Annotated in this window: 14 protein-coding genes; 5 read left to right on the top strand and 9 right to left on the bottom strand. The window is 70.6% G+C overall.

Annotation, left to right across the window (positions count from 1 at the left end; genetic code table 11):
- Positions 1 to 2: 2 nt before the first annotated feature.
- The 9 genes from OG194_RS26235 to OG194_RS26195 form a co-directional block, all read right to left on the bottom strand.
- Entirely contained in the window at positions 3 to 1,601 is a 1,599-nt protein-coding gene (locus tag OG194_RS26235; protein ID WP_327403245.1) for an acyl-CoA carboxylase subunit beta, read from the bottom strand.
- On the bottom strand, positions 1,598 to 3,319 hold the full coding sequence (locus OG194_RS26230; RefSeq protein WP_327403244.1) for an acyclic terpene utilization AtuA family protein: 1,722 nt from the start codon (positions 3,317 to 3,319) through the stop codon (positions 1,598 to 1,600). The genes OG194_RS26235 and OG194_RS26230 overlap by 4 nt, the downstream gene beginning before the upstream one ends.
- Complete coding sequence (locus tag OG194_RS26225; protein ID WP_327403243.1) at positions 3,316 to 4,116, bottom strand: TIGR03084 family metal-binding protein; 801 nt, start codon at positions 4,114 to 4,116, stop codon at positions 3,316 to 3,318. Before OG194_RS26225 ends, OG194_RS26230 begins: the two co-directional genes overlap by 4 nt.
- Before the next feature lie 1,062 nt (positions 4,117 to 5,178).
- Positions 5,179 to 6,150, bottom strand: a complete 972-nt coding sequence (locus tag OG194_RS26220) for an EamA family transporter (protein ID WP_442811801.1) — start codon at positions 6,148 to 6,150, stop codon at positions 5,179 to 5,181.
- 80 nt (positions 6,151 to 6,230) lie between these two features.
- Entirely contained in the window at positions 6,231 to 8,249 is a 2,019-nt protein-coding gene (locus tag OG194_RS26215; RefSeq protein ID WP_327407211.1) for an ABC transporter ATP-binding protein, read from the bottom strand.
- A 104-nt stretch (positions 8,250 to 8,353) separates the two neighbouring features.
- The gene (locus OG194_RS26210; RefSeq protein WP_327403241.1) at positions 8,354 to 8,482 is read right to left on the bottom strand and encodes a hypothetical protein; all 129 of its coding nucleotides are present in this window, start codon (positions 8,480 to 8,482) and stop codon (positions 8,354 to 8,356) included.
- 268 nt (positions 8,483 to 8,750) lie between these two features.
- A complete protein-coding gene (locus OG194_RS26205) occupies positions 8,751 to 9,878 on the bottom strand; it encodes a lipid II:glycine glycyltransferase FemX (protein ID WP_327403240.1) in 1,128 nt (375 codons plus the stop codon).
- Positions 9,879 to 9,930: 52 nt separating this feature from the next.
- The gene (locus OG194_RS26200) at positions 9,931 to 10,692 is read right to left on the bottom strand and encodes a metallophosphoesterase family protein (protein ID WP_327403239.1); all 762 of its coding nucleotides are present in this window, start codon (positions 10,690 to 10,692) and stop codon (positions 9,931 to 9,933) included.
- Positions 10,689 to 13,535, bottom strand: a complete 2,847-nt coding sequence (locus tag OG194_RS26195) for an FAD-binding and (Fe-S)-binding domain-containing protein (RefSeq protein WP_327403238.1) — start codon at positions 13,533 to 13,535, stop codon at positions 10,689 to 10,691. The genes OG194_RS26200 and OG194_RS26195 overlap by 4 nt, the downstream gene beginning before the upstream one ends.
- A gap of 267 nt (positions 13,536 to 13,802) precedes the next feature.
- On the opposite strand from OG194_RS26195, the gene OG194_RS26190 reads away from it, so the two are divergent.
- Genes OG194_RS26190 through OG194_RS26170 form a run of 5 tightly spaced genes read left to right on the top strand, consistent with a single transcriptional unit; the run spans position 13,803 to position 18,114 of the window.
- The gene (locus OG194_RS26190; protein WP_327403237.1) at positions 13,803 to 15,533 is read left to right on the top strand and encodes an ATP-binding protein; all 1,731 of its coding nucleotides are present in this window, start codon (positions 13,803 to 13,805) and stop codon (positions 15,531 to 15,533) included.
- Positions 15,530 to 15,934, top strand: coding sequence for a roadblock/LC7 domain-containing protein (locus tag OG194_RS26185; RefSeq protein ID WP_317880350.1), 405 nt, complete (start codon positions 15,530 to 15,532; stop codon positions 15,932 to 15,934). The genes OG194_RS26190 and OG194_RS26185 overlap by 4 nt, the downstream gene beginning before the upstream one ends.
- Entirely contained in the window at positions 15,934 to 16,278 is a 345-nt protein-coding gene (locus OG194_RS26180) for a DUF742 domain-containing protein (RefSeq protein WP_327403236.1), read from the top strand. Before OG194_RS26185 ends, OG194_RS26180 begins: the two co-directional genes overlap by 1 nt.
- Entirely contained in the window at positions 16,259 to 16,912 is a 654-nt protein-coding gene (locus OG194_RS26175) for a GTP-binding protein (RefSeq protein ID WP_327403235.1), read from the top strand. Before OG194_RS26180 ends, OG194_RS26175 begins: the two co-directional genes overlap by 20 nt.
- Complete coding sequence (locus OG194_RS26170; protein WP_327403234.1) at positions 16,909 to 18,114, top strand: cytochrome P450; 1,206 nt, start codon at positions 16,909 to 16,911, stop codon at positions 18,112 to 18,114. The genes OG194_RS26175 and OG194_RS26170 overlap by 4 nt, the downstream gene beginning before the upstream one ends.
- Positions 18,115 to 18,203: the final 89 nt, after the last annotated feature.

Raw genomic sequence — 18,203 nt, 5'->3', positions numbered from 1 at the left:
CCTCACATCCGGAAGACGCCGAAGCCACCGCGCGCGCCCTCGTAGGGCGCGGTGTGGATGGCGGACAGGCACAGGCCGAGGACGGTGCGGGTGTCGCGCGGGTCGATGACACCGTCGTCGTACAGCCGCCCCGACAGGAACATCGGCAGGGACTCGGACTCGATCTGCTGCTCCACCATGGCGCGCAACGCCGCGTCCGCGTCGTCGTCGTAGGGCTGCCCCTTCGCTACGGCCGACTGGCGGGCGACGATCGACAGGACGCCGGCGAGCTGTTGGGGGCCCATGACGGCGGACTTGGCGCTGGGCCAGGCGAAGAGGAAGCGGGGGTCGTAGGCGCGGCCGCACATGCCGTAGTGGCCGGCGCCGTAGGAGGCGCCCATGAGCACGGACAGATGCGGTACGCGGCTGTTGCTGACGGCGTTGATCATCATCGCGCCGTGCTTGATGATGCCGCCCTGTTCGTACTCCTTGCCGACCATGTAGCCGGTGGTGTTGTGCAGGAAGAGCAGCGGGATGTCGCGCTGGTTGGCCAACTGGATGAACTGGGCGGCCTTTTGGGACTCCTGACTGAAGAGGACGCCTTGGGCGTTCGCCAGGATGCCGACCGGATAGCCGTGCAGGGTGGCCCAACCGGTGACGAGGCTCGTGCCGTAGAGGGGCTTGAACTCGTCGAAGTCGGAGGCGTCTACGAGCCGGGCGACGACCTCGCGAGGATCGAAGGGGGTCTTCAGGTCCCCCGGGACGATGCCCAGTAGCTCGTCCTCGTCGTACTTGGGGGGTGCCGCCGGGGCCGGATCGCCGTACGCCTTGCGGTGGTTGAGGCGGGCGACGACGCGGCGTGCCTGGCGCAGGGCGTCCTGCTCGTCCACGGCGAAGTGGTCCGCGAGGCCCGAGACGCGCGCGTGCATCTCGGCGCCGCCGAGCGATTCGTCGTCGCTCTCCTCGCCGGTCGCCATCTTCACGAGCGGCGGCCCGCCGAGGAACACCTTCGCCCGTTCCTTGACCATGATCACGTGGTCGGACATGCCGGGGATGTACGCGCCGCCGGCGGTCGAGTTGCCGAAGACGACGGCGATCGTCGGAATGCCGGCGGCCGAGAGGCGGGTGAGGTCGCGGAAGATGGCGCCGCCCGGGATGAAGATCTCCTTCTGGGACGGGAGATCCGCGCCGCCGGACTCGACGAGGCTGATGCAGGGGAGGCGGTTGGCGAGGGCGATGTCGTTGGCGCGCAGGGCCTTCTTCAGCGACCAGGGGTTGCTGGCCCCGCCGCGCACGGTGGGGTCGTTGGCGGTGATCAGGCACTCCACGCCTTCCACCACCCCGATGCCGGTGACGAGGGAGGCGCCGACCGCGTAGTCGCTGCCCCAGGCGGCGAGCGGGGACAGTTCGAGGAAGGGCGTGTCGGGGTCGAGGAGCAGCTCGACGCGCTCGCGGGCGAGCAACTTGCCGCGCTTGCGGTGCCGTTCGACGTATTTCGGCCCGCCACCGGCGAGAGCCTTCGCGTGCTCGGCGTCGAGTTCGCCGAGTTTGGCGAGCATGGCCTCGCGGTGGGCCGTGTAGTCGGGACCGTTGGTGTCCAGGGCGGTCGAAAGGACGGTCACAGGAGTGCCTCCGGTATGTCCAGACGGCGGGAACGCAGCCATTCGCCCAGGGCCTTGGCCTGCGGATCGAAACGATGCTGGGCGGCGACGCCCTCGCCGAGAATCCCCTCGACGACGAAGTTGAGAGAACGGAGGTTGGGCAGGACATGCCTCGTGACCCCCAACTCGGCGGTCTCCGGCAGGAGTTGCCTGAACCTCTCGACGGTCAGCGCATGGGCGAGCCAGCGCCACCCCTCATCCGTACGCGCCCACACCCCCACGTTGGCGTTCCCTCCCTTGTCACCGCTACGGGCCCCGGCGACCAGACCAAGGGGCGCCCGCGCCGTGGGCCCGTCCGGCGGAGGCTCGGGGAGGGCCGGCTGCGGAACGTCTTCCAGTACGCGGGTGTCGTGGGCCGGGGCCACAGGAATCCGGCGCCCGTCGTGGAGGACGGCCATATGGTCGACGGCGCCATGGGGGACATACACATCATCGAAGACGCCATAGGGCGCTCCCTTTCCAGGTGGGGTCAGCACATGGAAGCCGGGGTAACTGGCCAGTGCGAGTTCGACGGCGGCGGCGCTCAGCGCCCGCCCGACGACCTCCGGATCGGCATCCCGCACGACGAGCCGCAGCAGTGCGCTGGCGGTCTCCTCGGTGGAGGCGTCCGCATGGTCGGTACGGGCGAGATCCCAACGGAGTTCACCGGGCCGGGACTTGGCGTTCCCCTCGCCGAACGCGGCCTCCATCTGCTCCCGGACGAGCGTGGCCTTGCGCTCGATGTCGAGGCCGGTGAGCACGAAGGTGACCTCGTTGCGGAAGCCGCCCAGCCGGTTGAGCCCGACCTTGAGGCTCGGCGGCGGAGCCTCTCCCCGCACGCCCTCGATCCGAACCCGGTCGGGCCCGGCCCCTGTCCCGTCCTCACTGAGCCGTACGGTGTCGAGGCGGGCGGTGACATCGGGCCCTGCGTACCGCGCGCCGTGCGTCTCGTAGAGGAGTTGCGCGGTGACGGTGCCGAGGTCCACGACTCCGCCCGTGCCCGGGTGTTTGGTGATGACGCAGGAGCCGTCCTCATGGATCTCGGCGAGCGGAAAGCCGGGGCGGCGGAGCTTTTCGGGCGCGTGCTCGGTGAAGAAGGCGTAGTTGCCGCCGGTCGCCTGGGTCCCGCACTCCAGCACATGTCCGGCGACCACGGCCCCCGCGAGCCGGTCGTGGTCGTCGGCCCGCCACCCGAAGTGAGCGACGGCAGGCCCGGTGACCAGGGCGGCATCGGTGACCCGCCCGGTGACCACGACGTCGGCCCCCGCATCCAGGCAAGCGGCGATCCCGAAGCCACCCAGATAGGCGTTCGCGGCAAGGGCGTCCGGATACCGCCCGGCGAGATCGTCCCCCTCGACATGCGCGACCCGTACGGCGATCCCGAGCCGGTCGGCCAACTTCCGTACGGCGTCGGCGAGTCCAGCGGGATTGAGTCCCCCGGCGTTGGTGACGATCCGCACCCCGCGCTCTTGGGCGAGCCCGAGAGACTCCTCCAACTGCTTGAGGAAGGTACGGGCGTACCCGGCGCCGGGGTCCTTCAGGCGGTCCCGGCCGAGGATGAGCATGGTCAGCTCGGCGAGGTAGTCACCGGTGAGGACGTCGAGTTGGCCGCCGGTGAGCATCTCTCGGAGGGCGTCGAAGCGGTCGCCGTAGAAGCCGGAGGCGTTGCCTATGCGGAGGGGGGCAGCGGTGGACGTCACTGTCCGGCTCCTTTCTCCTTCGGCGGGCGCCCGGCGCCGGGGGGTCCCGCGAAGGCCTGGGCGATGTCGAGCCAGCGATCGGCGTCGGGGCCGGCCGCTTCCACGGCGAGGTCGGTGCGGTGGGCTCGCTGGGTGACGAGGAGGCAGAAATCGAGGGCGGGGCCGGTGACGCGTTGCGGTGCGTCTTCCGGGCCGCAGACCCACAACTCACCGGAGGGCGCGCGGAGTTCGACACGGAACTCCTCGCTCGGCGGGGTGAGCCCATGCACACCGAAGGCGAAGTCACGTGCGCGCACGCCGATGCGCACCACATGCCGGAGCCGGTCCGTAGGTGGCCGGACCACACCGACCGCGTCGGCGACATCCTGGCCATGGGCCCAGGTCTCCATAAGCCGACCGGTGGCCATGGAGGCGGCCGACATGGGTGGCCCGTACCAGGGGAAACGGACTCCTGTGGGTGCGGCGTACAGGGCTGCCAGCAGGGCCGTCCGCCCGGCCCGCCAGTCGGCGAGGAGCTGGGCGGGCGTCTTGGCGGCCCCCTCCTGCGCACCCTCGTCCACGAACGTCTCGGGTGCGGCGAGCGCCTTCTCGACCAGCGCGCGGAACGCTTCCCCGTCCGTCACGGCGAGCAGGGCGGAGTGGTCGGTCCAGGCCAGGTGGGCGATCTGGTGGGCGACGGTCCAGCGGGCAGCGGGCGTCTCGAAGGCCCAGCCCTCCGGCCTCAACTCGGCTACCAGCCGGTCGAGTTCCTCGCTCTCCTCACGCAGGTCGTCGAACACGCGCGTCGGATCGGACATGGAGGGAGCATGGCAGGGGCACCAGAAACAATCAAGCGTGCTTGCATTATTAAACGGGGCGGGATGAGGGGACCCGGGGGGAGCACTATGGCCCTGAGCTGTGATGTGACCGTTGGGCCGCCCGCTTCTTGGTCAGTGTCGGGATTGCGGGAGCCGAGTAAAGGGCGCTCCCTGCGGTCGCGTCGGCTACGCCGATTCCGCTCCGCTCCACCCTTGACTCACCTCCCTCAATCCCGTTTCAGAAGCGAGCGGGCGGCCCCGAGGGATGGGTGGCCAGGCAAGAATCCCCGTGCCTGTACCGCGTTCCGGCCCGGCGCCTGGGGGCGCGCTCGCGTCTCGCCAGCACGCCGGGCCGGCTCAGCGGCCAACGGTGGATGGGCGGATGGGTGGCTACTGGAAGCCGGGGGTAAATCTAACCACCGTTGTGGGCTGTGACTGGTTAGAAATAGACACAGCTTCCAGAGAGGACAGGGCGGGGCCGGGGCGAGTGCGACGCGTTGAGGTCTCGCCCGCACGCCGGGCCGGCTTAGCGGCCAACGGTGAGTGGGTGGGGAGTGCGGTTGGGTGCTGCCACCCATCCCGCTGGCCCTTCCCTGCTGGGCTCTTCCCCCACCACTCTCCGCAGCCTGTGGTCTTTTCTAACCGGTCAAAGGTGGCGACGGTGGTTAGATTTACCCCCGGCTTCCAGCACCTACCCACCCGGCGTCGGTCGCTCAAGCCGAGGCCGCGTGCAGGCCGGACGGCAGCATGCCCCCCTGCACTCTCCACTCGTGTCGCGCCTCCCACTCCACCGGCGGGTAGCCGCTAAGCCAGCCCGGCGTGCAGGCGAGACGCGAGCGCGCCCCTCAGTGCCGGTCGGCAACACGGTTCAGGCAAGGGGGTCCCTACCTGGCCACCCGTTCCTCCGGGCCGCTCGCTCGCTTCTGAAACGGGCTGGAGCGGCCCTAGTCAAGGGTGGCCCGCAGGGCCATCGCCGAAGGCGACGCGTAGCGCAGCGGAGCGCCCTTTACTCGGGCCGTGGAAGCACGACACTGACCAAGAAGCGAGTGGCCCAACGGTCACCTACGCCTCTACTTTCGCCTTCCCCCGGCCCACCTGTGTCCGTACCGCCCCCATACTCGCCGCGATGACCAGCGTGATGGCCATGGCTTCGGGGACGGATAGGGCCTGGTGGAGGATCAGGAAGCCTGCTGTTGCCGCTACGGCTGGTTCCAGGCTCATCAGGATGGCGAAGGTTGAGGACGGGAGGCGGCGCAGGGCCAGGAGTTCGAGCGTGTAGGGGAGGACCGAGGACAGGATCGCCACTGCGGATCCGAGGGCGATCGTCGTCGGGTTGAGTAGCTTTGTGCCTGACTCCGCGATGCCGAGCGGCAGGAACACCACCGCCGCCACGACCATCGCCAGTGCCAAACCGTCGGCCTGCGGAAAGCGACGGCCCGTGCGAGCGCTGAAAATGATGTACGTGGCCCACATCGCGCCGGCCCCTAGGGCGAAGGCCACGCCTACAGGGTCCAGGCTGCTGAAGCCTCCGCCGCCGAGGAGGAAGACTCCTGCCAGGGCGAGACCCGCCCAGACCGCGTTCAGCGCGCGCCGGGATGTCAGGACGGAGAGGGCTAGCGGGCCCAGCACCTCAAGCGTCACCGCCGGTCCCAGGGGGATGCGGGCCAGTGACTGGTAGAAGAGGCCGTTCATCGCGGCCATGGTGATGCCGAAGACGACGACCGTGCTCCAGTCCGCCCGTGAGTGACCCCGCAGGCTCGGGCGGCAGATCACGAGCAGGACCACCGCGGCCACCAGCAGGCGGAGCGTGACCACGCCCAGCGCACCCACCCGCGGCATCAGCGTCACCGCCAGCGCGCCACCGAACTGCACCGAGATCCCCCCGGCCAGCACCAGCCCCACCGGCCCGAGCGAACCTCTGCGGGACGGAGCCGCGGTCGAGTCGGCGGTCGGGTTGGCCACGGGGGCGGGGGTCGACGTACTGGGGATGCTCACGGGGGCTTCCAGGGCTCGGTTCAGCGCGCATTCGTCCATCACGATGCACTGCTCGGTCCATGGTAATGGACTTCGACAGGTGTGAGAACCCTCTATGCAGCTGTCACTGGGCACTGGGCCTAGTCCCGGAACAGGGGCCGGCCATCGGGGAGGGTGGTGGGCATGGGCCCGAAGAGGGGATCGGAGTAGTCCGGGTACTCGGTCTGCGGGTGGGGCGGTTGATACGGCGGCTCGTACGTCGGTGCGTGCGTCTGCGGTACCCAGCTCTCGACGAAGACCGGTGCCGAGGAGTACCCGTAGCCCACGCCCGCCTCCGCGAACGACGGCAACCGGAGCTCCCCGGTGTCCATCACCGCGTTGTTCTGCGAGCGGTGCAGTCGCGAGTACGCCCCGCCCCGCGCCATCAACTCCTCGTGCCGGCCCGTCTCCACGATCCGGCCCCGGTCCACGACCAGGATGCGGTCGGCGTCGGGGGCGAGGTTGAGGTCGTGGGTGATCACGATGGTCGTACGGCCCGCCATCAGTCGGCGCAAAGGCTTCACGACCCGGCGGGCCGCCATCGAGTCCAGGCCGGTGGTCGGTTCGTCGAGGACCAGGACCGGGGCGTCGCGCAGGATCGCGCGGGCGATCGCCAGGCGTTGGAGCTGACCGCCGGACAGGCGGGCCGAGTTGGGGTCGACCTTCGTGTCGTAGCCGTCGGGGAGGCGGAGGATGAACTCATGGGCGTCGGCGGCGACAGCCGCGTCCATGATCGCCTGCTCGCTCGCGCCGGGGCGGCCGCAGGCGATGTTCGCGCGGACGGTGTCGTGCAGGACCAGGGTCTCCTGGGGGAGCAGGGTCACGTACTCGCGCAGGCGGGCGAGGGGGAGGTCCCGCAGGGGGACGCCGTCGAGGAGGACGTCGCCCGCGTCGGGGTCGTAGAAGCGGAGGAGCATTTTGGAGACGGTGGACTTGCCGGCGCCGCTTGGGCCCGTGACGATCACCAGTTCGCCTGGGTTGACGGTGAAGGAGAGGCCCTCCAGCGCGGTGCTGTCCGCGCCCGGGTAGCTGAAGGTGACGTCGCGGAGTTCGACCGTGCCGTCGGGGCGGCCGGTCTCGGAGTCGCGGGCGGGGTCGGCGACGGACGGGCGTACGTCGAGGATCTCGATGAGGCGTTCGGCGCCCGCGGTGGCGGCCGTGATGGTGAGGCCGAGTTGGGCCAGGCCGCGGACGGGCGGGTAGAGGTAGCCCAAGAAGGCGGAGAACGCGAGGAGTTGGCCGAGGGTCATGCGGCCGGTGGAGATCTCCCAAGCGCCGATGCCGATGACGGCGAGCACGCACACGGTCTCGATGACGGAGACAAGTTGCTCGTACGCCTCGTTGAGCCGGGTCGAGCGGACGGAGGCGCGGAACCAGGCGCCGGCCTCCTCGTTCAGGCGGCGGCGTTCGGCGTCGCGGCGGCCGTAGGCCTGGGTGAGGACGATGTTGCCGAGGGACTCCTCGACGACGGAGGTGATCGCGCCGTCGGCGACCCGGCCCTCGCGCGATACGTCCTTGATGGAGCCGGAGAAGCGGCGGGCCGCGAGCCAGAAGAGGGGGGCGAGGACGAAGGTGGCGGCGGCCAGGTCCCAGCGCAGCCAGAACGCGGCGGCGGCGTAGAAGAGGGCCGAGAAGAGCGCGGAGGCGGTACCGATGACACCGGACACGACGAGGGTCTCGATCGCCTCGACGTCGCCGGTGAGGCGCGACAACAGGTCGCCCTGGCGGTGCCGTTGGAAGAAGTGCGGGGGCAACTGCTGTACGTGGTCGAAGACATGCTCGCGCAGTCTCATCACGAAGCGTTCGGTGGCCCACGCGGCAAGGGAGTTGCCGGCGTACGAGACGAACGCGCCGACGATCGCGACGCCCAGCCATTTCACGGCCGGGCTCCAGAACGCGCTCAGCGAGCCCTTCGCGAGGGCGCGGTCGGTGAGGTCGGCGAAGAGGAGGATGGCCTCGGTCTCGGCGAGCGCGCCGATCACCGTGCACACCCAGACGAGGACCAGCCAGCGTCTGAGGCCGCGGGTCAGCGGCCAGAAACGGCGGAAAGCGGTGCGGGCGGGAATGGTGGGAGTTCCGTAGTCCTCGTCGTATTCGAGGTCTTCCTCATCCGCATCCATGTCCACAATACGCTCGCTTTCCGTCATCAGAATTCCTTGGATTTTCGAATTCAGGAAAGAAAAGAGGGCCGACTGCGTGGGTCGGCCCTCCCTCTACTGCCGGTTCAGCTGTCCTGGCCGGGCAGCGGCTTCGGCAGGGGCTTCGGCTGGTGCTTCTTGCGCGGCTTCGGGGGCGGGGGCGGCAGCTGCTGCTTCTTGGGCTTGGGCAGCGGGGCGAGCTTGTTGAGGCCCATTCCGAACTCCTAGGTTGTGCAGTGGAATTTGTGCGTCAAAGTCGAGCGTTTTACCGCCCGGGGAATTCCCGACACCCAGAAACTTACACGGGCCTGTAGCCAAGTCGCAGCAAAGTCGTCGAGCGAACGGCAAACATGGGCTGTGAATACCTTTGCGAATCCTGAGTTACGCCCGCCAACCTGAGAGTTCTCTAATAAACCTGAGAGCAGCCTTAATGAACCTGTGCTTCCGCCCTCAAGCGAGGGCCTGCCCGAGGCCGTCCGGCCCTCAGCGGCGCGCCATGTAGAGGTCCAGCGCCTTGTGCAGCAGCCGGTTGAGGGGGAAGTCCCACTCCCCCAGGTACTCGACGGCCTCTCCACCCGCGCCGGCCTTGAAACGCAGCAGCCCCAGCAGATGGTTGGACTCCTCCAGGGTGTCGGTGATGCCCCTGAAGTCGTATACGTCGGCGCCGAGTTGATGGGCGTCGGTCATCATGCGCCACTGCATCGCGTTGTTGGGCTGCACCTCGCGGCGGCGGCTGGTGGAGGCGCCGTAGGAGTACCAGACGTGCCGGCCCACCGTCAGCATCGTGGCCGCGGCGAGGATCTCGCCGTCGTGGTGGGCGAGGTAGAGGCGCATGCGGTCGGGGTGTTCGGCGGTGAGGGCGGTCCACATGCGCTGGAAGTAGGGCAGCGGGCGCGGGATGAAACGGTCGCGCTCGGCGGTCTCGGCGTACAGCTCGTAGAAGGCGGGGAGTTCGTCGTAGCCGCCCTGGACCACCTTCACGCCGGACTTCTCGGCCTTCTTGATGTTGCGCCGCCACTGCTGGTTGAGGCCGCGGTGGATGTCGTCCAACGAGCGTCCCGCGAACGGCACTTGGAAGACGTACCGGGGCTGCCCGGCCGCGAAGCCGTCCTCTCCCCCGGCTTCCGTCTGCTGCCAGCCCGCGCGGCGCAGGCGGTCGGCGACCTCGTAGGCACGCGGTTCGTACGACGTGGGCGCGGCGTCCTTCAGCCGGCGAGCGTCGGGGTCGGCGATCGCCGCCTTCACCGCGTCCGCGCTCCAGCGGCGTACGACGACGGGCGGGCCCATCTTCACGGTGAACGCGCCCTGCGACTTGAGGTGCGCGAGCATCGGGTCGAGCCAGCGGTCGAGATCGGCGGCGTGCCAGTCGATGACCGGACCCTCGGGCAGGTACGCGAGGTACTTCTTGAGTTTGGGCACGGGCCGGTACAACACCAGCCCCACGCCGACCAGTTGCCCGCTCGCCTCCTCGAACCACCCCAGGCTCTCCGCCCGCCAGTCGGGCTTCACCGCACCCCACGACGGCACCTGCATATGGCTGGCGGAGGGGCGGGCGGCGATGAAGGCGAGGTGTTCGGCGGGGGTGATGGGGCGGAGACGGAGGTTGGTCATACGCGGGCTCCCTGGCGGATCGAAACCGTGGTCGAACGGCCAGCCTAGGCAGTCACCCGCGCCCGTCCCGGGGTCCGAACGCCTCCAGCGCGTCCAGGTCCGACGCCCGCGCGTTGAGGAAGTAGTCGGCCCACTCGGCGATCTCCGGGTAGCCGGACTCGCGGGTGAGACGGTCGATCGCCGCCGGGATGTCGTACGGCGTCACACGCAGGTCCGTGCCGGGGCCGAGCAGGCACCAGTGGGCGCCGGGGCGGCCGTAGGGCATGCCGACGCTGCCGGGGTTGACGATCAGGCGGCCGTGGGCGAGGCGGACGTACGGCATGTGGGTGTGGCCGCAGACGATCGTGCGGATGTCGTCGTCGAGGCCGGTGAGGACCTCCGTCCAGCGGGCGGGGCGGGAGTCGACCAGGACGACCTCCTCGTCGTCCCGGGGCGTCGCGTGGCAGAACAGGACCTTGCCCAGGCCTCGGATCGGGAGGGTGAGCGTCTTGGGGAGGGCGGCCAGGAAATCGATCTGGTCGGGGCGGAGGGCGGTTGCCGCGTAGGGGGCGATGGGGTCGGGGATGTCGGCGCGTTCGCCTCTGCGGTACTCGACCAGTTCGCGGTCGGCGTTGCCCGAGATCCACAGCACCCGGTCGGCCTCGGCTCTCAACAGGTCTACTACTTCCGCCGGTTGGGGGCCCGCCGTGATGTCGCCGGTGAGGACGATGCGGTCGGCGGCGGCCACCTCCGGTTCGGCGAGGACCGCTTCCAGGGCGGGGAGCACTCCGTGGATGTCGGAGAGGACGGCGACTCGGGTCAGTTCGTCGGTCACTTGCCCTCTTCCTCCAGCGCGTCCGCCAGGACCTCCGCCAGGTGCCGGCCCCGTACCCCCGCCAGCTGCTCCAGCTGTGTGCGGCACGAGAAGCCGTCCGCCAGGACCACCGCGCCGTCCGGGGCCTGGCGTACCGCCGGGAGGAGTTGTTCCTCCGCGCATGCCGTCGACACCTCGTAGTGGCCCTTCTCGAAGCCGAAGTTGCCCGCCAACCCGCAGCAGCCGCCCGCCAGTTCGCCCGTCAGGCCGGCCGCCTCGCGCAGGCGGCGGTCGGGGGCGTCGCCCAGTACCGCGTGCTGGTGGCAGTGGGTCTGGCCGACCGTGGGGCGGTTGATGTGGGGTGGGGTCCAGTCGGGGGCCAGGCGTTCCAGAGCCTCGGCGAAGGTGAGGACCGAGGCGGACAGGCGGGCCGCCCGTGGGTCGTCCGGCAGCAACTCCGGGAGGTCCGTGCGGAGGGCCGCCGCGCAGCTCGGTTCCAGGACGACGATGGGCACATCCCCCGTGCCCGGGAGCTCGCCCATCGCGTCCAGTGTGCGGCTCATCACCGCGCGGGCGCGGTCCAGTTGGCCCGTCGAGACGTAGGTCAGGCCGCAGCACACCGGCTTCCCCGCCGTCAGCGGAAGCGCCGTCACCGGAAACACGTCCAGCCCCGCCGCCTCCAGCACCCGCACCGCCGCCTGCCCGACCTCCGGCGAGAGGTGTTCCGTGAAGGTGTCCGGCCACAGGAAGACACGCTCTCGACCAGGCTCCCCTGCTCTCGCGTCCCGTCGCCACGCCCGCGTGAACGTCGTCCCCGCCACCCGCGGAATCCCCCGCTCCCCCGCGATCCCGCCCAGCCGTTTCGCCAGCGACGCCAACGGCCGTACGGAAGCAAGGGAGTTGACCAGCCACGCCGTACGCGTGCGCGCCACCAGCCGGAGCCAGCGCGGCAGCCAGCCCATCGCGTAGTGGGCCGCGGGCCTGCGCCTGCCCTCGTAGTGGTGGTGCAGGAACTCCGCCTTGTACGTGGCCACGTCGACCCCGACCGGGCAGTCCGTGCGGCAGCCCTTGCAGGACAGGCACAGGTCCAGCGCGTCCCGGACCTCGGTCGACTGCCAGCCGTCGGTGACCAGTTCGCCCGCGAGCATCTCGTGGAGGAGTCGGGCACGCCCGCGCGTGGAGTGCGCCTCCTCGCCCGTCGCTCGGAACGACGGGCACATCACCGAGGGCCCGTTCGCCTCTGTCGTACGGCACTTGGCCACCCCGACGCAGCGCCGTACCGCCGCCGAGAAGTCGCCGCCGTCGGACGGGTAGCCGAACACCACGTCCACCGGCTTGCGGGGCAGGACCGAGAAGCGGAGGTTCGTGTCCAGCGGGGCGGGGCGCACCAGCATCCCGGGGTTGAGGAGGTCGTCCGGGTCCCAGACTCCCTTGACCCGCTCGAACAACGTCACCATCTCGGTGCCGTACATCTTCGGCAGGAGTTCCGCTCGTGCCTGCCCGTCCCCGTGTTCCCCGGAGAGCGAGCCGCCGTGCGCGGTCACCAACTCGGCCAGTTCCTCGGAGAATCGGCGGAAGCGGGCCACCCCCGCCTCCGTCAGCAGGTCGAAGTCGATGCGGACGTGGATGCAGCCGTCCCCGAAGTGGCCGTACGGCGTGCCCCGTAGGCCATGCGCGACCAGCAAGCCCCTGAAGTCGCGGAGATACGGGCCCAGTTGAGCCGGTGGCACCGCGCAGTCCTCCCAGCCCGGCCACGCCTCTGAGCCTCCCCCAGCCCCTGGGGGCTGGGAGGTGCCCCCAGGCATGCGCGTCGCCGCACCGCTCGCGTCCTCGCGGATGCGCCACAGGGCCCGTTGGCCCGAAGGGTCGGTCACCACCAGGGAGTCGAGGACGTCGGCCGCGCGGACGATGGTCTCCGCACGCGCGCGTGCCTCCGCCTCCGTGTCGCCGCCGGTCTCGACGAACAGCCAGGCGCCGCCCCGGGGGAGGTCGGCCGTGGAGCGGACCAGGTCGGCCGCCATGCCCTCGACGGTGAGCGGCGCGAAAGGCAGCAGTCCCGCCGCCGCCTCCGCCGCCGCGCTCTCGTCGGCGTACCCGAGTACCGCCAACGCACGTGCGCGGGGTGCCTCGACAAGGCGTACGACCGCCTCCGTGAGGATGCCCAGCGTGCCCTCGCTGCCGCAGAAGGAGCGGGCCACGTCCGCGCCGTTCTCGGGGAGGAGGGCGTCCAGGGCGTAGCCCGAGATGCGGCGGGGGAGGTCCGGGAAGCCGGTGCGCAGGCGGGCCGACTCGGCCTCCGCGAGGGGGCGTAGGCCCTCCGGGGCGCCCGCCCAGTCGCGGCCGAGGCGCAGAAGATCCCCGCGCGCGGTGATCACGGACAGGTCGCTCACGCTGTCCGCCGTCGTGCCCCAGGCGACCGAGTGGGAGCCGCAGGAGTTGTTGCCGATCATGCCGCCGAGGGTGCAGCGGCTGTGGGTCGAGGGGTCGGGGCCGAAGCGCAACCCGTGGGGGGCGGCGGCCTGTTGGAGGCGGTCGAGGACCAGGCCGGGCTGGACGACCGCCGTGCGGGAGGCGGGGTCCAGGGACACCAGGCCGTTCATGTGGCGGGTGAAGTCCAGGACCACGCCCGTGCCCGTCGCCTGGCCGGCGATGGACGTGCCGCCGCCGCGGGCCACCACCGGCACCCCGTGCGCCCGGCAGGCCGCGAGCGTCGCCGCCACGTCGTCGGCGTCACGAGGTGCGACGACACCCAGCGGGACGCGTCGGTAGTTGGACGCGTCCATCGTCATCAGCGCCCGGGACGTGACGTCGAAACCCACCTCGCCCCGGACGGTCCTGCGCAGCTCCGCCTCAAGATCCGCCATGCCCCCAGCATGCACCCGACCACTGACAGTGACCGCCCGGCATCTGGCGAAACGTTCCGGGAAACTTCGCGCCCACGGGGCACCGATTCCGTAAACGCATCCAGAACCCACCCAGTTCGATCACTAATTCTCATATAGTGACCGTCAGTTGAGCACCCGGAGTCGCTTCTCGCCCAGGAACCCGACGAGCACCCCCCGAGGACACGACCGAGGACGACTGAGGACCACGACCAAAGACGCCCGAGGACCCGACCGAGGACCCCCTTCATGACCGCCCCCATACTTCCCGGCGAACGACCCACCTTCCGCACCATCGCCCCCGTCCCTGTGTTCACCGCCGTGCTGGCCGGGCTCGCGGTCGCCGGCGCGGTCTATGTGACACCCGGCTCGAAGCGCCTCGCGGTCGCCTGCGGTGCCGGTGCCGGCGCGCTGCTGCTGTGCGCGGCCGTCGCGCTCGCCGCGCACGCGTATCAGACGGCCCGGATCACCCGCCGCCGCCTGGAGGCCGTCACCCTGGACGCGGGGCGGCTGTTGCAGGAACGGGCCCGGCTGAGCACGGACTTCGACCGGGAGCGCGTGCAGCTGACCGAGGAGCTGACCCACGAGCGGGCCCGGCTGACCGCGGAACTCTCGCAGGAACGCGCCCGGTTGACCTCCGACTTCTCCCAGGAGCGCATGCGGCTCACCACCTCCTTCGCGGAGGAGCGCGGCCGTCTCACGGAGGAGAGCGAGCTGGAGCGCGCCCGGCTGACCGCCGCGAACAAGCAGCTGTCCGAGAAGGCCCGCCGGGACTCCCACGAGCGGGCCGCCGCGCTCTCCGCGACCGCCAACGCGGCGGGCCGGATGCAGGCGCTGGCCACCGGCATGCTCGCCGACCTGCGCGCCATGGAGGAGCGGCACTCGGACGAGGACGTTCTCGCCGACCTGCTCCACCTCGACCACCGCACCGCGCAGGCGGGCCGTATCGCCGACTCCGTCGCCGTCCTCACGGGCGCCCGGTCCGGCCGCCGTTGGGCCCGCCCGATCGCCATGGAGTCGATCCTGCGCGGCGCGATGGGCCGGATCAGCGGCTATCAACGCGTGCGCGTGCACTCCGCGAGCGACACCGCCGTCGCCGGGCACGCGGCCGAGGGCGTGATGCACGCGCTCGCCGAACTCCTCGACAACGCCGCGAACTTCTCGCCGCCGAGCGCCGAAGTGCACGTCTACGTAGAAGAAGTGCCCGCCGGGGTCATCCTCTCGGTGGAGGACAGCGGCCTGGTCATGGGCGACATCCAGCTGCGCCGCGCCGAGCGGGCCGTGTCCGGCGACTCCACCGAGCTTGGCGGTCTCACCGGCACCCGGCTCGGCCTCGCGGTCGTCGGCCGGCTGGCCCGCAAGTACGGCCTGAAGGTGTCGTACCGGCCCTCCGCGCGGGGCGGCACCGGCGTCCTGATGCTCGTACCGCAGGACATCCTGGTGCCCCAGGACGCGCCGACACCGCAGGTGTCCCTGGACCTTCCCGAGCCGTCGCCGTCACCGTCGTCGACACCGGTGGATCCGGAGGCGGTTGCCGCGCCCGCGGCCTCCGTCCGGGACCATCCGTGGATGTCCTACGCCGCCGGGCGCACCCTCGCCGATCTGGACCCGGACCCGGTGCCCACGCACGAGTCGCCGGAGCGCGGGGTCCTCGCCGACGCGGTGACGGACGTAGCGAACGCGTTGCCCGAAGGCCTGCCCAAGCGTCGCCGGGGTCAGGCACTCGCGGAAGCCGAGCGCGCACGCACGCGTGCCGAGTCCCCGGTGCCCGAAACGCCCCGTCCGGCCCCCTCCGCCGACGACACCCTCGCCCGCACCGCCCGCTTCAACAGCTTCCGCCAGGCCGTACGCGAGGCGGCGACCGACCAGGGCACGCGCGCGTCCGGCACCGACGCGGACAGCACCGTACCGGCGGACAGCCCCGTATCAGCAGAGCCCACCCCCTCCCTCTCCCACTCGGAAGGCAACCCCACCTCATGACCGGCACGACGACCGCCGACGAGAAGCTCACCTGGCTCATCGAGGGCCTCCTGGAGCGCACCCCGGGCGCGCGGCACGCGCTCGTGCTGTCGCGGGACGGCCTGAAGCTGTGCCGGACGCCCGAACTCTCCGTCGACCAGGCCGACCAGCTCGCCGCGATCGCCGCCGGGATCCAGTCGCTGTCGCACGGCGCGTCCGTGGAGTTCGGCGACGGCAGCGGGGGTGTGCGCTCCGCGATGACGGAGTTCTACGGCGGGGTGCTGTTCATCGTCGAGGCGGGCGAGGGCGCGCATCTGGCCCTGGTCACCACCGAGGACGCGGACGCGGGGCTGATCGGGCACAACATGAGCGAGCTGGTGGAACAGCTCGGCGAGCACCTGCGCGCGGAACCCCGTTCGTGATGAGCCGCCCCGGCAGGGACGACTCACCCGACCGCCTCTACACGCTCACCGGAGGCCGCACCCGTTCCGGCCCGGACAGCCCGTTCGACCTGGTGACCCTCGTGGTCGCCGAGTGCGATCCGGCGACCGGGATGCAGTCGGAGCACGCGGCGATCCTGCGGATCACCGAACACCCCACGGCCGTCGTCGAGTTGGCGGCCGAACTGAAGCTCCCGGTGTCCATCACCAAGATCCTCCTCTCCGACCTTCTCGCGGCCGGCCGGGTCAGCGCCCGCCATCCGCGCAAGGCCGATCTCGATCCCGACGTCCTGGAACAGGTGCTCGTTGGACTCCGCAACCTCTGACGCGCGCACCCCCTTGGGTGCCTCCGCCGACAACGGCTTGAAGATCGTGGTCGTCGGCGGCTTCGGCGTCGGCAAGACCACGCTGGTCCGCTCGGTCAGCGAGATACGTCCCCTCAACACCGAGGAGACGATGACGAAGGCCGGCGAGGCCGTCGACGACATCAGCGAAGTGCGCGGCAAGTCCGCGACCACCGTCGCCTTCGACTTCGGCCGCATCACGCTCGACGCCCGCAATGTGCTGTACCTGTTCGGTGCCCCGGGCCAGGAGAGGTTCTGGTTCCTCTGGGACCGTCTCTTCTCCGGGACGCTCGGCGCGGTCGTCCTCGTCGACACCCGCCGCATCGGCGACTCCTGGTACGCGATCGACCGCCTCGAACACCACGGCACCCCCTTCATCGTGGCCTGCAACGACTTCGGCGGCCCGACCTACGCCCCGCAGCAGATCCGCGAGGCCCTCGACCTCGACCCGCACGTCCCCCTCCTGGACTGCGACGCCCGCTCCCGCGCGTCCGCGAAACAAGTCCTGATCACCCTGGTCGAGCACGTCAAGGACCAACACAGCAAGGGCCGTTACGACGGCCAGGGCCCCGCCCGCCCCCAAGTCCCCGCCCCTCACCAGGAGTTGGCCCTGTGACCGCGCCCGTACCGCTGAGTGGACCCAGGTTCCAGACCGAACCGGCGCAGCTGTACCGGGAGATGCGGCGCGAGCACGGCGCCGTGACCCCCGTGGTGCTCGACGGCGACGTCCCGGCCTGGCTGGTGCTCGGCTACCGCGAGCTGCACCAAGTCACCGGCGATCCCGTGCTGTTCAGCCGTGACTCCGACCTGTGGAACCAGTGGGACGGCATCCCCGACGACTGGCCGCTGCTGCCGATGATCGGCCGTAAGCAGCCGTCGATCCTCTACACGGTCGGCGAACGGCACCGCGAGCGCGTCGGCATGATCAGCGACGCGCTGGAGGCCGTCGACCCGTCCGAACTCCGGTCCTACACCGAGAAGTTCGCCGACGAACTGATCGACGGGATCTGCGCCAAGGGCGAGACGGACATCGTCGGTGACTACGCGATGCTGCTGCCGGTACGGGTCCTGGCCCGGCTCTACGGCTTCCGGGACGAGCAGGGTTCGGGGCTGGTGACCGCGCTCAACGACATGATCGACGGCCGCGAGCGGGCGATCGCCGGGCAGACCCATCTGGCCACGTCCATGGGGCAGTTGCTGGCCGACCGGAAGGAAGCGCCGGCCGACGACGTCGTGTCGAGGATGCTGACGCACGAGTCCGGCTTCAACGACATCGAGATCGCCCAGGACTTGATGGTGATGATGGCGGCGGGCCACCAGCCGACCGCCGACTGGATCGGCAACTCGCTGCGCCTGATGCTGACCGACGACCGTTTCGCGGCCTCGCTGTTCGGCGGCCGCAACAGTGTCGCCGAGGCGATGAACGAGGTCCTGTGGGAGGACACCCCGACGCAGAACGTGGCCGGCCGTTGGGCCTCCCGCGACACGCAGCTCGGCGGCCGCCGTATCCGCGCGGGCGATCTGCTCCTGCTGGGCCTCCAAGGCGCCAACTCCGACCCCCAGGTCCGCACCGACGGCTCCGCGCTCACCGGCGGCAACAACGCGCACTTCTCCTTCGGGCACGGGGAGCACCGGTGTCCGTTCCCGGCGCAGGAGGTGGCCGAGGTGATCGCGCGGACGGGCATCGAGGTCGTCCTGGACCGGCTCCCGGACATCGACCTGGCGGTACCGGCCGAGTCCCTCACGCGGAGACCTTCGCCGTGGCTGCGCGGACTGACCGAACTGCCGGTGCGGTTCACACCCGTCGCCGCGCTCTGAGTACCGAACTCCGAGATCCGGCTTCCGACTTCTGAGATCCGAGTTCCGACCCTTGAGCGCTGCCCTGCCCCTGCCTGTCCTCTGAGCCC

It is taken from the genome of Streptomyces sp. NBC_01288 (assembly GCF_035982055.1).
Taxonomy (GTDB): Bacteria; Actinomycetota; Actinomycetes; order Streptomycetales; family Streptomycetaceae; genus Streptomyces.
Note: the sequence above shows the minus strand (reverse complement) of the source record. Positions and strands in the feature narration are given on the sequence as shown.